Here is a 14,690-nt window from a genome sequence, read left to right on the forward strand (position 1 = left end):
GGCGGGTCACAGCGGCTCCACCATGAGTGGCTCGGCCCCGACGCGCTGCGCCGGAACGCCTGCTCCGACCGTCCCGGTCGCCGTCGCCGTCGCCGACTCCGACGACAGCCAGCGGCGAGTGTCCAGCACGGCCCGGGCGTGACGCAGCACGACGTCACGCGGAAAGACATCGTGATCGACGAGCAGGACGACCAGGTCAGCGGCCGCCGCCTGCTCCGCGTCGGCCTCCACCAGCAGGATCCGCCCCGGAATGTGCGCGGGGTCCACGTGCGGGTCGGCGGCGCGGACCTCAGCACCACGATCGGCCAGCAGCGTGGCCACCCGGGTCGCCGGGGACTCACGAGAGTCGCCGGTGTTGCGCTTGTAGGCCAGCCCGAGCAGGAGAATACGGCTGCCGCGTACGGCGCATCCCCGCCGGTTGAGGATCTCGGTCACCCGGCTCACGACGTGGTCCGGCATGTGGTCATTGATGTCGTTCGCCAGCTCGACGAACCTGAAACTGCGGCCGAGCCGCGACCGGACCCGCCAGGAAAGATAGGACGGGTCGATAGGCAGACAGTGACCACCGACCCCGGGCCCCGGCCGGAACGGCATGAAGCCGAACGGTTTGGTGGAGGCGGCGTCGATCGCCTCCCAGACATCAGCCCCCAACTCGTGCGCAAACATGGCCAGCTCGTTGACGAGGGCGATGTTCACATGACGGAAGGTGTTCTCCAACAGTTTGGTGAGCTCGGCGGTTCTCGTGGAGGCGACCGCGACGGTGTGGTCCACCAGCGAGGCGTAGAAGGACTCCACCGCCCTGAGCGRGTCCTCGTCCACCCCGGAGACAACCTTCGGGGTGTTGTCCAGGCGCCAGATCCGATTGCCCGGATCGATACGTTCGGGTGAGTAACCGAGCCGGAAGTCGACGCCCGCCGTCAGCCCGGACCCCTCCTCCAGCAGCGGCCCGAACAGCTCCTCGGTCGTCCCGGGGTAGGTCGTCGACTCCAGCACGACAGTCGCGCCGCGCGTCACCAGCGGCGCCAGTCGCCGCGCGGCATCGGTGACAAAGCTGAGGTCAGGCGCGCACTCCCGCAGCGGGGTCGGGACGGTGACGACCGCGACGTCAAACGCCGAGGCCGCGGTGTAGTCGGCTGTGGCCTCGTATTTCCCGGAGGCGAGCGCGGCCGACAGCTGCCTGTCGGTGATGTCCTCGACGTAGGACTCACCCACACACAACCGTTTGACCCGCCGGGCGTCGATGTCGACGCCGACCACCCGCCACCCGACCTCCACCGCGCGCATCGCGAGAGGGAGACCCACATACCCCTGACCGACCACCACCAGCTTTCCTGAAGAAGTCATGAGTACAGTGTGACGCAACAACTACTCTCAGCTATCAATCAGAGAGTTCGTGTCACACCCAGTGATCAGGCAAGCTGCCAGATGCCGCAAACGGCGGGTGGCCGTCGGCCGCCGCGCCCATCCGAGGGACACCCCCGTCCACGCGGACGGGACCGCTCCCCTAGCCGCGGCTGCGGCCGTCGAGGCTCCGGACCAGCACGGACGAGATCCGTTCACCGGCCTTTCCGTCCCACAGCGCGGGACATCGCGGCGGAGGCGGCTCATCCAGCCACTCGAATGCCGCGGCCACGACCGCGGCCGGCGAGCATCCCACAACACGGTTGGTGCCCTCGGTGACCGTGATCGGCCGCTCGGTGTTCTCCCGCAGCGTCAGACAGGGAACCCCGAGAGCTGTCGACTCTTCCTGCACCCCGCCCGAATCGGTGAGCACCAGGCGCGCGGCCATCTGCAGCGCGACACAGTCGAGGTAGCCGAGCGGGCCCAGCGGCCGCACGCCGTCCGGGAGTCGCCCAGCCAGTCGGCTGGCGGTGCGCGGGTGGACGGGAAAGACCAGCCGGCAGCGGGTGGCGACCTTGCCCAGCGCCGCGAGAAGACCGTCGAGCACCGCGGGATCGTCGACGTTGCCGGGCCGGTGAAGTGTCACCAGCCCGTACTCGCCGGCCTGCAGGCCCAGATCAGCCAACGTGGATCGCGCGCGGGCCCGCTCACGGCATGCCAGCAGCGTGTCGACCATCACATTGCCGACCAGGTGCACCGTCTCCGGGCGCGCGCCCTCGGCGAGCAGATGGTCCACGCCCTCCGGACTGGGCGCGAACAGCAGGTCCGACAGCCGGTCGGTGACGATCCGGTTGATCTCCTCCGGCATCGTCCGGTCGCCGCTGCGCAGTCCGGCCTCGACATGGGCGACTCGGATGTTCGCCTTCGCCGCGACCAGCGCGCACGCGAGCGTCGAGTTCACGTCGCCGACCACGACGACGACATCGGGAGCCAGGCGCCCAAGCAACGGCTCGAACGCAGTCATCACGGCGGCGGTCTGCACGGCGTGGGAGCCGGAGCCGGCCTCCAGGTGGTGGTCCGGAGGGCGCAGGCCGAGATCGGCGAAGAAGACGCCGCTCATCGCGTCGTCGTAGTGCTGCCCCGTGTGCACGAGCGTGGTCCGGACCCCGTCGGCCGCCAGCGCGTCGAGCACCGGCTTCACCTTGATGAAGTTCGGCCGGGCCCCGGCGACGACGACCGCGTGCGGCGCGGTCGCGGTCACGGTCACGGCGCAGCCGTCCTGCCGCGCTCCAGACCGTCGGACGCCACGCGCACGGCGGGCACCTTCGGCGAACCCGGCACATCCGAGCAGCCCTGGTCGGCCTGGCCGGCCTGGCCATCTCGGCTGGCCAGTCCGTCCTGGTCGGCCCGGCACGCCTCGGACCGCTCCAGGGCGAGGTCGGCGTCCACCATCATCTCCACCAGCTCCCGGAAACCCACCCGCGGCTTCCACCCGAGCACCTCACGAGCCTTCGAGGCATCACCGACGAGCACGTCGACCTCCGCCGGCCGGAAGAACCGCGGATCGGTCCGCACATACCCCGACCAGTCCTCGATCCCCACCCGCGCGAACGCCACGTCCAGCAGCTCGCGAATACTGTGCGTCTCCCCCGTCGCCACCACGAAGTCATCCGGCGAGTCCTGCTGCAGCATCCGCCACATCGCATCCACATAATCCCCGGCAAAACCCCAGTCCCGCCGCGACTCCAGGTTCCCCAGCGACACCGAGTCCTGCAACCCCAGCGAGATCCGCGCCACCGCCCGCGAGATCTTCCGCGTCACGAACTCGATCCCCCGCCGCGGCGACTCGTGATTGAAGAGCATCCCCGAACACGCGAACAACCCGTACGACTCGCGGTAGTTCACCGTCAGATAATGCCCGAACGTCTTCGCCACCCCGTACGGCGACCGCGGATGAAACGGCGTCGTCTCCCGCTGCGGCGTCTCCCGCACCTTCCCGAACATCTCCGACGACGACGCCTGGTAGAACCGCACCCGCGACAGATCGTTACCACCCGCGATCCGCAACGCCTCCAACACCCGCAACACACCCATACCCGTCGTCTCCCCGGTCAGCTCCGCCTGCTTCCACGACAACCCCACAAACGAGATCGCGCCCAGGTTGTACACCTCGTCCGGCTGCGAGATCTCCACCGCACCGATCAACGACGGAAGATCCGTCAGATCACCTTCCAACAGCACCGCTCCCGGCACCAGCCGCTCCACCGTGGCCACCTTCGGGTTCGACTGCCCACGCACCAGCCCGAACACCTCGTAACCCCGACCCACCAGCAGCTCGCCCAGATACAGGCCATCCTGTCCGGTGATTCCCGTAATCAGCGCGCGAGGCACGGTCATCCTCCTCTTCCTGGTTTCCCGGTCCGTTCGGATTCCCGCGTAGCGGGGTCAGATCTCGGATTCCTTGGAATGGACCGGAGAAACCGGGAGATCGGGGCCGCCGTCCGGTTCCGCCGCTCGGGCCGCCGGCACCGCGACCGCAGCCGCCGTCTCCGTGCTCAGGTCCTTCTCCGAGTCCGGGTCCGCCGGGTCAGGACCTGCCGCGCCGGTCAGGAACGGAAGGCCCACGCCAAGACTTGCAGCCGCAGCAAGGGTCGCTCGGGACGACGCGAGCAGCTCGGCCGTCACGTCGGCGGCGCCGCCACGGCACATCCGCAGAAACGCTGCGGCCGCGGCCCGGTGCCCCTTGTCCTGCGAGCCCTTCCATGCCGAAGTCCCGTCGACCACCAGCTCGCGGAAATCGTCGATGCGCAGATGCCGCCGGCCGGCAAGGGCCTCGACCGTCTCCTTGCGGCAGGCCCGGGGGCGGGCCGAGCTGTACGCGATGGTCGACAGAGTGCCGTCCATGTGCCGCAGCGTCACGGCCAGGTCTTCGGCCAGCAACGCCTCGCCGTTGCGGCTGGGCAGCGCGGTCACCGCCTCGACCCGGCTGCCTGCCAGCGCGGCGCAGGTGTCCACGAAGTGACAGACCTCGCCCAGCAGCCGACCGCCCTCGATCCGGTCGCTATACCAGTGGTCGGCCGGAACCGGGCCGGCCGCGACGCGATAGACCACACTTAGTGGACCGTCCCGTTCCGCCAGGCGCCGCTGGGCCTCGACGACCGCCGGCGAGAACCTGCGGTTGAGGCCGACCATCAGAACCCCGCCGCCCGCGGACGCCGCACGCTCGACCATCGCCAGTTCGGCCGCATCGAGCGCCAACGGCTTCTCGCACCACACATGTCGGCCTCGCTCGAGAGCCGCCGCCGCCAGCCGGGCGTGCGTCGAATGCGGCGTCGCGATCACCACCACGTCGATATCGTCGTCGTCAAGCAGTTCGTCGACGCCGGACGCCGCCCCGTGGAACCCGTGCCGGTCGGCGAAGGCGCGGGCCGACCGCCCACCAGCCGACGCGACGGTGGTGAAACGGTCGAAACCAGCGGCCCGGAAGGCAGGCAGCAGCACGGAGCCGGAGAAGTTCCCGGCGCCGATCCAGCCGACCCGGTCGCCCCGGCGCCGGCTGGGCGTGCCGACCCGAGCCGTCGCCTGCGGCGTGTGTTCCCCCCGCTGCCGGGCGCCCCTCCGATCGGCGGCCTCCGCCACCACCGGGCGTCCCGCCGGACCGGCCGTCGGATCGACGCGGTGCGGGTAGTCGAACCGAATCGCCAGGTACGGCTCGCGGCGTGTGGCAACCAGGTCGTAGGCGGCTGCGGCGCGCTCGATCGGGAACGTGTGGGTCACCAGGTCGCCCACGGTGAGCCGACCGGCGGCCAGCAGATCGAGCACCGCCTCCTGGTTTCGGCCTTCCGTCCAGCGGACCTGGCCGGCGGGGTAGTCGACGCCCCACCTCTCGTAGCCGCGCTCGTACCGACCGGGACCATACGAACGTGCGAACCGCAGGACGAGCTCCTTCTCGTAGAAGGGGCCGCGGGCAAGACCGAGCGGAACGTCGCCTACCACGACAAGCTGTGCCCGGTCGCGGGCGAGCTCCGTCGCCCGCATCACCGGATCACCGGACCGACCAGCAGCGCAGATCAGCACCGCGTCCGCGCCCCGCCCCCGGCTCCACTCCCGCACCTCGGCAGTGGTCGCGTCGCCGGACTCCCGCAACGCCCGTACCCCGGCCGTCGCGGCCGCGGCCAACGGCAGATCGGCGATGTCCACACCGGCCACGTCGCATCCACTGGCCAGCGCGATGCGCGCGGCGAGCTGGCCGATGAGACCGAGCCCGACCACGACCACCTTCGCGCCCGGCCCCACCTCGGCCAGGCGCAGCCCGTGCAGCGCGATGGCGGCGATGGTGGCGAAGGCGGCGTCGGTGGCGGCGACCCCATCCGGCACCCGCGCGCACAGCAGCCCGGGCACCGCCTGGTACTCGGCATGGTTCGCCCACCCGGCGCCGCCAGTGGCTACCAGGTCTCCGGGACGGATCCCCGCGACGGCCGAGCCGGCCCGCAGGACCCGCCCGGCCCCGCTGTAGCCGAGCGGTAGTTCGGAGGTAAGGCGGTCGCGTACAGAGCGGACCGCCTCGCCGATGCCATCCGCCCGGGCCTTCTCTCCCACCCGGCGGACAAGGTCAGGACGCGCCCGTGCCTTGGCCAGCAGCCCGGAGCGGGCCAGCGTCGTCATCGCCCGTTCGGTACCAGACGACACGATGGTGGCGATGGTCTCGACAAGCACCTCGGTCGCCTCGATGGCGGGGACCGGGGTCTCCACGACCCGGACGTCCCCCCCGCCAGCGACCTGGACAACCTGTTTCATCGCGGGACCCTGGCCGTCATCCGGAGGTGTTCCGCCGAAGATCCGTGGCTGTACGTCGAGCCAGACACCCGCGTTCGCATCATGCAACGGAGAGTAGTTGATGAACTACATTTAGCGACGGAGGCCAGCCATCCAACCGCCGGAGTGTCTCGAACCGCTCGGCGGGCTTGAAACAACGTTGAGATGGAGGAAACGGCATGCTCGGAGCGGGCGCCGCGGCACTGCTGGTGGCCCTCACCGCCACCCCGGTCGTGCTCGGCGCCATGCGCCAGCTGGCCGCCATCGATCACGTCAATGAACGGTCCTCGCACCAGGTGCCGACTCCGCGCGGTGGCGGCATCGCAGTGGCGCTCGGCCTGTTCGCGGGCGTGCTCGTCCTCACCCTCTCCCGCAGCCAGGCCGACGCACCCGACCTGCTCCCGATGACACTCGGGGTGACGCTGTTCGGCCTCGCCGGCCTGGCCGAGGACGTGGTCGGGATAGCCCCGCTGCGCCGGCTGGTGCTGCAGCTGCTCGCCGCTCTCGCGGTGGCCGCCACGATCGTCGTCGACGTGGCCCTCGACCCTGAGGCGACCCGACCGGGGATGCTCCTGCTCGCCGCCGCGTTGGTCGGCCCGGTATGGCTGACGGCGTTTGTAAACGCATTCAACTTCATGGACGGAATCAACGGTATCTCCGCCGCGCAGGCGGCGGTGGCAGGCGGCGCCCTCGTCGTCGCGGGCAATCTGCACGACGCTCCGACGCTGGTAGCGGGCGGCGCACTCGTCGCGGGTGCGGCGCTCGGGTTCGCGCCGTTCAACTTCCCCCGGGCGCGGATCTTCCTCGGGGACGTCGGCAGCTACACGCTCGGTGCCGCCCTCGCCGTTCTCACACTGCACGCGGTGGTGATCGGGCTCCCGGTCGAGGCGGCCCTCGCGCCGCTGCTGCTCTACCTCGCCGACACCGGCGTGACGCTGCTACGCCGGATCCGTCGCGGCGAGCGCTACTACCTCCCCCACCGCACCCACACCTACCAGCAGCTCACCGACCTCGGCTGGACGCACACCCGGGTCACGCTCACGGTCACCGCTCTCGTCGCGGCGCTGTCAGCGCTCGGGCTGCAAGGCACCCGGGGCGGCCTTGCCACACGCGTCGCAGCCGACCTGGGGATCGCTGCCATCCTCGCGGGCTACCTCGCGGCGCCCCGGTTGGTCGCGTCCGCCCGCACCCGGCGACCAGGATCCAGCAGAGCGCTGGCCGCGCAGCCGCCGGCGCAGAACCCGACGGACGGGAGCACCAGGCACCTAGTGCCCCAGCAGCGGCAGCAGGACGAACTCCGACCCACTCGCGCCCTCCGGTCACCGGCCGGCCCGGAGAAGGCCGAGGCCGAGCGCCTCGGCACCGAACGCCGTCAGCCTCCGTCATAGGACACGCGAATGTCGTGGTGATCACGGCGGCGGCCTCCGGCGGYGGCGCCGAGCCGCCCGTCATCGCGCTCCAGCCCTACGAGGGCCAGACGGTGCGTTCGCCGTACGAGACGTTCGCCCCCGGCCGGCAGATCCGCCGGGTGCCCGAACCGGCGGTGCGGGGGGCGCTGCGCGCGACGCAGCCGGCCGCGACCCGGCTGTCGCGGGTGGCCTGGATCTCCCGCCGGATGGAGCTGCTTCTTCCAGGCCAGCAGACCGCACCCACCTGGCTCGACCGAGCCGGCTTCCGCCCCCTGCTCCGCACGGAGGCGTGGCCCCAGCTCGCCGGCACCCTCACCTGACACCGCAGACACAGGGCAGCTGCATGGTTGCCTTCAGCGAGCAACCTTGCAATTGTCGCTCTGTGAAATCATTTGCATCCGCAGCGTCGCTGGACGGGATGCCCTACCGGGTTGCCGTGACCCGCACCGAGCAGGCGGTCTATCCGTCCGTTCTCCCGTTCTCSCCGGACATCGCCTATCCGGAGTACGGGTTCGGGCACCTGGACAACGAGCCGAACGCCGCCTACGCGGCCGTCCGGCGGGTGTTCGCTCTGGCCGGGCTTGACCCGGCCGGGGTGGGAACCACCCGGTGGAACCCGCTCGGCGAGTTCGTCCCGCCCGGTGGGACGGTGGTACTGAAGCCGAACCTGGTGTGYCAGGCACATCCCCGCGATCCCGCGGGCTGGCGGTGGGTGCTCACCCACGGCTCGGTCATCCGGGCGGTGGCCGACTACGCGCTGCGCGCGGTCGGGACGGCGGGCCGGGTGGTCGTCGCGGACGCGCCGCAGACGGACTCGTCCTTCGCCGGCATCATCACCGTGCTCGGGCTGGATGGGCTGCGCCGCTTCTACCGGGAGCGCGGCTACACCTTCGATCTGCTCGATCTGCGCCAGGAGGAGTGGACCTCCCGCGGCGGGGTGGTGGTCGCCCGGCGGCGGCTGCCCGGCGACCCGGCCAGCGCGGTGGCCTTCGACCTCGGCGCGGCCAGTGAATTCGCCGGCCATCCCGGCACCGGCCGCTACTACGGAGCTGACTACGACTCCCGGGTGGTCAACGGCCACCACACCGGAGGCCGACACGAGTACCTGCTCTCCGGCACCGTGCTGCAGGCAGACCTGGTGGTGAACCTGCCCAAGCTGAAGAGCCACAAGAAGGCCGGCATCACCCTCGGGATGAAGAACCTGGTCGGGGTGAATGCCGACAAGAACTGGCTGCCGCATCACACCGAGGGCTGGCCGGGCAACCACGGCGACGAACACCCCCGCCCGGGCCCCGCGCACCGCCTGGAGCGTGCGCTGGCCGGCGGGCTGCGCTGGGCCGCGCTCGCCTGGCCGCAGCTGGGCACCGGCGCCCTACGCGTCGCCCGCCGCGGCGGTACTCGGGTGTTCGGGGACGGCGACACAACAATCCGCAGCGGCAACTGGTGGGGCAACGACACGGTCTGGCGAATGTCGCTGGATCTCAACAAGATCATCGAATATGGCTGGCCGGATGGGACGCTGGCCGAGCGGCCACGGCCGGGCCGGCATCTGGTGCTCGTCGACGGCATCGTCGCCGGGCACCGCAACGGGCCGATGGACCCGGACGCACTGCCCGGCCGGYTGGTCGCCTTCGGCACGACGCCCGCCGCAGTGGACGCCGCCGCCACCGTGCTGTTCGGCTTCGACCCCGACCGGATTCCCACCGTCCGCCAGGCGTTCCGCTGCCGCCGACTGCCGCTCGCCGCCGGCGACTGGCGCGACGTCGAGCTGGTCGGGGACGACCCCACCTGGCAGGGCCGGATCGGCCTGCTCCGGCCGGCGGCCTCCCTGCAGGCCGAACCGCACTTCGCGTGGAGGGGACAGGTGGAACTACCGGAGCCAGAGCCCCCAGCACCCCGGAGACAGGAGCCTGACGGCCCGACGCCGGCCTGGGCCGAGGCGGGTGCGCCGTGATCGGGACAGGGTTGCTGCGATCTCGGGCCGCGGCGGCGGCGTTCCGCGCCGCCTGCGCCAGCCCGCTCGTCACGGCGCAGCAGCAGGCCCTGGCCCGGTTGGAGACTGCCGAGCCGGCGGAGATCGCCGAGTGGCAGCGCGCGCGGCTGCGCCGATTTACCGACAGGTGGGCCAGCGCGGTGCCTTACTACCGGCGCCACCCCGAGTACCTGCGGTGGGGGAATTCCGGAGGGCCGGTGGGCGCGGAGGGCGCGCAGCCGGGGGACGGGGCACCGCCGGTGCTGTTGAAGGACACCGTCCGGCTGGCACCCGCGGACTTCGTCCACCCCCGGGTGCCCGGCCGGGGCGTCACGACCGGGGGGACGGGCGGCCGGCCGCTGAGCCTGCGGGTCTCGTACTCGTCCTTCTTCACAGAGTGGGCGCATATCGCCTACGTCTGGTCGCGGGCCGGGGTCAGGCTGGACGATCCAAAGATCACATTTCGCGGCGGCAGCCTCGGCACGGGTTTCGAGGGGCGGCCGATGATGTACCAGCGGCCCTACAACCACCTCGTGGTCTCGCCGTTCCACCTCTCGGACGATGTCTTCGCCACGGTGATCGACCGGGTCCGCGAGCTGCGCCCGGTCGCGATCTGGGGATACCCGTCGGCGATCACCCCGTTCGCGCGCTGGGTGGCCCGGACGGGGCCGCATCCCGAGCTCGCCCGGGTGCGGGCGGTGCTGCTGGCCAGCGAGGGCGCTCTGGACTGGCAGCTCGATCTGTTCCGCGAGGTGTTCGGGGCACCGCCGATCCGCTGGTACGGGCAAAGCGAGCGAGTGGTCTTCGGTGGGGAGTGCTCGCGGGTCCCTGGCTCCTACCACGTCCTGCCCACCTACGGGGTTACCGAGGTCGTCGAAGGCCGGATCGTCGGTAGCGGGCTGACGAACGCGGCCATGCCGCTGCTGCGCTACGACACCGAAGACGGCGCCGTCGCCGGGCTGCCGGGAGCGGTGGGGACAGCCGCCGGCGGGCGCTGCGGCTGCGGTTCCTCCTTCCCCGTCCTGCGCGACATCACCGGCCGCTGGGACCAGTCGCTGGTGTACGGAGTGGCGGACGAGCCGATCTCGTCCGCGGCGCTGAACTTCCATGACGAGGCCTTCGCCCGGTTCGACCGCTTCCAGTTCCGGCAGGTCCGCCCGGGGGAGGTCGAGCTGCGGGTCGCCTCCGCAGGCCGGACGCCCGACCCCGGCGAGCTGGCGACGGTGCGCAGCCTGCTGCAGCGCCGGGTCGGCGACCGCCTAGCCGTGACGGTGACGACCGCCGGCATCGAGGATCTACTGACCCGGCGCGGCAAAATCGTCATGGTCGACCAGCAGTACCGGCCGGACGCCGCCACGGTCGGACCGTAGGCGGGGACCRTGGGCGGGACATCGGGCCGGATGGCAGACGGAGCATCGGCGAAGATGGCGGGTGGGCCGTCGTGAGCCCTTGTCCGCCGTCGGCTGGCGTAGAACATGACCGGCACACTCGAAATCTGTGGCTACAACCACGACCATCGCCATTCCGGGATCGGGTTCCACACCCCCGCCTCGGTGCACTTCGGCACCGCCGACGAGGTCCAGGCCCACCGCCAGGCCACCCTCGACCGCGCCGCGTACCCCGAGCGGTTCGCCCGCCGGCCACGGCCACCCCGTCTACCGAGACCGTGTGGATCAACCAGCCAGTTCCAAGCCAGCCGAGCACTCACATACAGCACGACCCACGGGGCGTCGCTGTGGGCCTGCACCGCCTTGACCACGAGGGCCCAGCGGACTCCGTCGAAGAACGCCTGGATGTCGAGGTCGACGACCCACTGGATCAGCTGGCCTCGGTGGTCGGCGACGGCCCATTACCGTCGCCGCCACCGGCAGCGTTGCTGACGGTGTTCACACAGGTCAGAGACCCGAGGAAACGCCGCGGGACGAGGCATCGGCTCCCGGTCCTGCTCATCCTGGCGACGTGCCCCGTTCTCGCGGGCGCCCGCTCGTTCACGGCGGTCGCCGAGTGGGCCGCGGACGCCGGTGAGGCCGTCTGGCCGGCACTGGGGGTCACACTGGGTGTGTCAACTCCGCCTGGCCCCACCGTGACGACTTGGCTACGCCTCTGGCTCCGATCACCATGATCGACCGGACACGGCCTGGCAGGTGTGACAGCTGGTCGTCGGCGCCCAGGTCGGCGGCCTGCAACCGGACCGCTTCCCGGCAGGCACGATCCTCCGCGATAAAATCCACCGCCATCCGCTCGCCTCACACCTCCGGTATAAGGCGATTGCGATCCACCCATACCCGGCCAGACCGGATGTGATCGACCAGACCCCGACTGTTCAAGATCTGTGCTCGCAGTTCAAAGACCTGCCGCTGACGTCGGACCAGCTCCGACAGACACGTCGACCAGCCCCTTCCAAGCTCCGGGTCCTCGTCCTTCCCGCCGCATTCATCGGTGCGGCCGCTGCAGGAGGCAGTCGAAGTAGCGGCCCGGGTCGAACGGGGCCGGATCGGCCTGCGGAGCCGCCGTCAGTGCCGCGAACATCGCCGCGGCCACCTCGTGGGCAACCTGCCGTGGATACGGGACCAGTGCCGGGCCTGCGACCTCACGGTTGTGTGGCGTATCGAGTCCTACAACAGGTACGCCCATGGCACGTCCCTCGGCCAGCGGATACCCGAAAGACTCGAGCTCGGTGGGGAAGAGGATCGCCGAGCAGCCTAGCACCATGTCCTCGACCTGCGCGGCAGTTCGGGCACCGACAAAGTTGATGCGGGGATGGCTCACCACAGCACGTTTTCGGAAGGTATCCGGTGACGCCGTCACATCGATCACTACGTTGATCCGGTGCGGTGGAGCGGCCAGGATATCGGCCGCTTCCAGGGCGATGGCCAGCCGTTCTTCGAGCATTTTGTAGGAAAACGGGACGATCGGGCAAACGAAGCGGGGAGAGGCGGGAGGACTACGCCGCGCCTGCGGCACCGAAACTGGATTGTGAAGGACTGTCAGACGCTCACGGGCGCCGGGAACCACACGCGTTATACGCTCGACCATGCTCTGTGCCGGAACGATGACAACGTCGGCCCGCAGCAGCGCCCGCCGCACGACCTGTGCCTGTACGTGCACGGCTGGATGAACCCGTCGACCCAACGCCACCGTTTCTGCCGGGGTCAGGAAGTGCAGCGCGTTGTGGACGATGACCGTCCGGCGCTCCCCCGCTGTCAGAAAACTGACATTGTTCATGGCAACCGACCGCCTAGGACGCCGAGCGGCGCCTTCGCGCCGTACCAGCCAGTACGACGTCAGTGCGCGATCGCGCCCGATCACGCGGAGGTCAACCTCACTCGACCCGAGCAGGTACCGGTCGAACTCGTTCAGCAGCCGCTTCGCTCCACCGATCCGGGCCCCCGCACAGTCGACGACTGTCGTCATACGCCCGCCCTCCTGCCAGACCGCTGGATCCGCTGGGTCGCGGCCCACCAGCCAGGACCTATTCCTGCTTCTCCACGTCACCGCCGTCTGACCCAAACACTAGTCCGGACTATGGTCAAAGACATTCCAGAGCCTTCGCCGGGAATCGGGGACGGCGCCGGGAAAACCTGGGTCAGGGAAATTTCTCATACGTCCGCCAACTCGCCCCACCAGACTGGGGGTACAGCTGACGACGGCGGATCCTGTTTTATTTCGAGCCCGCACCGACACGGTGCCTCGGCATGTCCGCCCGGCCAAACTACGGCGCCGGTCAGCGGGTGTCCAGGACGTCACTCGCGGGCGCGTCGAGTTCGGCTGCGCACTCCCGGGAAATCACGGCATTTCGGATGCTTAAATCACCGGCCGCATGYCCCGATCATCCGGTGCTGGGACAACCTCAAAACCCACCACAGCCAGGCGATGCGCAGTTCTGTCAGGCCCACACGGACTGGTCAAGATCTGTAACCTACGCCGGACGCATCTCTCTGCCCGAGTCGATCGGGGACTTCCTGACCGAATGCCTCCGGGCCCGCCGGGACCAGCTGGGTACCTGGCACAAACCTGCCGACCTGCGAGCAGGCGCTGCTCGTGTCGCGTACCTCGCAACGGCGACACCTACGAACGCCTCGCCGACGGGTTAGGCATCGGGGTGGCGACTGTCTGCCGCTACGTCCGCGAGGCCGTCGACCTGACGCGCGGCCCAACCGCTGCCCGGCGGGCGCCGGCCTGGACCTACGCACCCACGCCGCTACCAGAGCTCACGGTGAATCTCCGTTATGTTCCAGCACTGGTCCACGAGTCCCAGAGTCTCGGGCGAGGCTCGTTCGGCATCAGTTCGTCTGATCTTGGCTGCGCTGCCAGCCCATCTCGAATTCCATGGAGAATCATCCGGAAACGTCTGTGTGACTGTTTTGAAACTGTTTCTTGGACAGCAGCGTGGGGTGCGACGGCCAAGGTGAGCCATGCCGCGGTCAAGGCCACCGTCGAGGCACTCCGATGCGACCGGGCAAACCAGAGTCTGTTCCGCGCGAGATAGTAGGCGAAGCCAGCTCCAGGAAGCGTTCCACCGCCGCTGTGCCAGGCCTGTGCCGGGCTGACTACAACCCTCCAGCCGGCAGCTCTGACCCGGTAGCAGTAATCAGTATCCTCATATCCCAGAAAATATTTAACCGGCATTGGTACCCGGCGAAGACAGTCCCCCCTGACAAACATGATCGCGCCATTGATCCAATCCACGTCATCAATTTCTGTCGACGGAATTCTCCGCTTTTTCGGAACCGATGCCACCGGGGTCAACCTGCCGCATCCGGTGTGGATCCCGTCGGCGTTCACCTGCGTCGGCCCTACAATTCCGACTCGCGGATCAGCGAACACGTCCAGGCATTCCCTGACCGTACTTTCGGTGAGCCGGACATCGTTGTTAAGCAGGAGATAGATGTCTGCCTCAGGCACCGCCTCATATCCGGCCATAAAGCCGCCACCGAACCCGCGGTTGGCATCCGGGATGATCCACGARGCACGGTCGAAGGACGGAGGACGTGGTTTTCCATCGTTCGCGACCGCGATGACACAAGAAATCAGAGAGATCTCATCCAGCTGCCTCGCGAGCTTGATCGTCGGYTCGACCGCGCCCCAGTGGACGATAACTGCAACGACATTCATGATCGGCTCTCCGTATGCAAGGACGGCTCGCTCCGCGA

11 protein-coding genes and 1 pseudogene are annotated in these 14,690 nt (G+C 69.6%); 6 read left to right on the forward strand and 6 right to left on the reverse strand.

Features of this window, described 5'->3' with window-relative positions; translation table 11 throughout:
- Window positions 1–6 precede the first annotated feature (6 nt).
- The 4 genes from CC117_RS00900 to CC117_RS00915 form a co-directional block, all read right to left on the reverse strand.
- A complete protein-coding gene (locus CC117_RS00900) occupies window positions 7–1,344 on the reverse strand; it encodes a nucleotide sugar dehydrogenase (protein ID WP_071081792.1) in 1,338 nt (445 codons plus the stop codon).
- 160 nt (window positions 1,345–1,504) lie between these two features.
- A complete protein-coding gene (gene wecB, locus CC117_RS00905) occupies window positions 1,505–2,602 on the reverse strand; it encodes a non-hydrolyzing UDP-N-acetylglucosamine 2-epimerase (protein WP_071082039.1) in 1,098 nt (365 codons plus the stop codon).
- Window positions 2,603–2,604: 2 nt separating this feature from the next.
- Window positions 2,605–3,732 carry a GDP-mannose 4,6-dehydratase gene (gmd, locus tag CC117_RS00910; protein WP_084131328.1) on the reverse strand — a complete coding sequence of 376 codons (1,128 nt, stop codon included), beginning with the start codon at window positions 3,730–3,732 and terminating at the stop codon, window positions 2,605–2,607.
- 54 nt (window positions 3,733–3,786) lie between these two features.
- Window positions 3,787–6,138, reverse strand: coding sequence for a bi-domain-containing oxidoreductase (locus CC117_RS00915; RefSeq protein ID WP_071082040.1), 2,352 nt, complete (start codon window positions 6,136–6,138; stop codon window positions 3,787–3,789).
- 197 nt (window positions 6,139–6,335) lie between these two features.
- Here CC117_RS00915 and CC117_RS00920 point away from each other — a divergent pair, with 197 nt between their 5' ends.
- The 5 genes from CC117_RS00920 (at window position 6,336) to CC117_RS33935 (ending at window position 11,659) form a co-directional block, all read left to right on the forward strand.
- A complete protein-coding gene (locus tag CC117_RS00920; RefSeq protein ID WP_071081793.1) occupies window positions 6,336–7,544 on the forward strand; it encodes an MraY family glycosyltransferase in 1,209 nt (402 codons plus the stop codon).
- Between the two features lie 14 nt (window positions 7,545–7,558).
- The gene (locus tag CC117_RS00925; RefSeq protein ID WP_071081794.1) at window positions 7,559–7,885 is read left to right on the forward strand and encodes a hypothetical protein; all 327 of its coding nucleotides are present in this window, start codon (window positions 7,559–7,561) and stop codon (window positions 7,883–7,885) included.
- 62 nt (window positions 7,886–7,947) lie between these two features.
- Window positions 7,948–9,519, forward strand: a complete 1,572-nt coding sequence (locus tag CC117_RS00930) for a DUF362 domain-containing protein (RefSeq protein WP_241829713.1) — start codon at window positions 7,948–7,950, stop codon at window positions 9,517–9,519.
- Window positions 9,516–10,907 carry a phenylacetate--CoA ligase family protein gene (locus tag CC117_RS00935; RefSeq protein WP_071081796.1) on the forward strand — a complete coding sequence of 464 codons (1,392 nt, stop codon included), beginning with the start codon at window positions 9,516–9,518 and terminating at the stop codon, window positions 10,905–10,907. The genes CC117_RS00930 and CC117_RS00935 overlap by 4 nt, the downstream gene beginning before the upstream one ends.
- A gap of 512 nt (window positions 10,908–11,419) precedes the next feature.
- Entirely contained in the window at window positions 11,420–11,659 is a 240-nt protein-coding gene (locus CC117_RS33935) for a transposase family protein (RefSeq protein WP_241829714.1), read from the forward strand.
- A 311-nt stretch (window positions 11,660–11,970) separates the two neighbouring features.
- On the opposite strand, the gene CC117_RS00945 is transcribed toward CC117_RS33935, so the two are convergent.
- Window positions 11,971–12,951 (reverse strand): glycosyltransferase, encoded by a 981-nt coding sequence (locus CC117_RS00945; protein WP_071081798.1) that lies wholly within the window; start codon window positions 12,949–12,951, stop codon window positions 11,971–11,973.
- 640 nt (window positions 12,952–13,591) lie between these two features.
- Between CC117_RS00945 and CC117_RS35850 the strand changes: the two are divergent.
- Window positions 13,592–13,681, forward strand: a pseudogene (locus CC117_RS35850) (transposase family protein); the annotation flags it as partial.
- Window positions 13,682–13,764: 83 nt separating this feature from the next.
- Here CC117_RS35850 and CC117_RS33940 read toward each other — a convergent pair.
- Complete coding sequence (locus tag CC117_RS33940) at window positions 13,765–14,652, reverse strand: glycosyltransferase family 2 protein (protein ID WP_084131191.1); 888 nt, start codon at window positions 14,650–14,652, stop codon at window positions 13,765–13,767.
- Window positions 14,653–14,690 lie beyond the last annotated feature (38 nt).

The sequence above is a fragment of the Parafrankia colletiae genome, assembly GCF_001854655.1.
Taxonomy (GTDB): domain Bacteria; phylum Actinomycetota; class Actinomycetes; order Frankiales; family Frankiaceae; genus Parafrankia; species Parafrankia colletiae.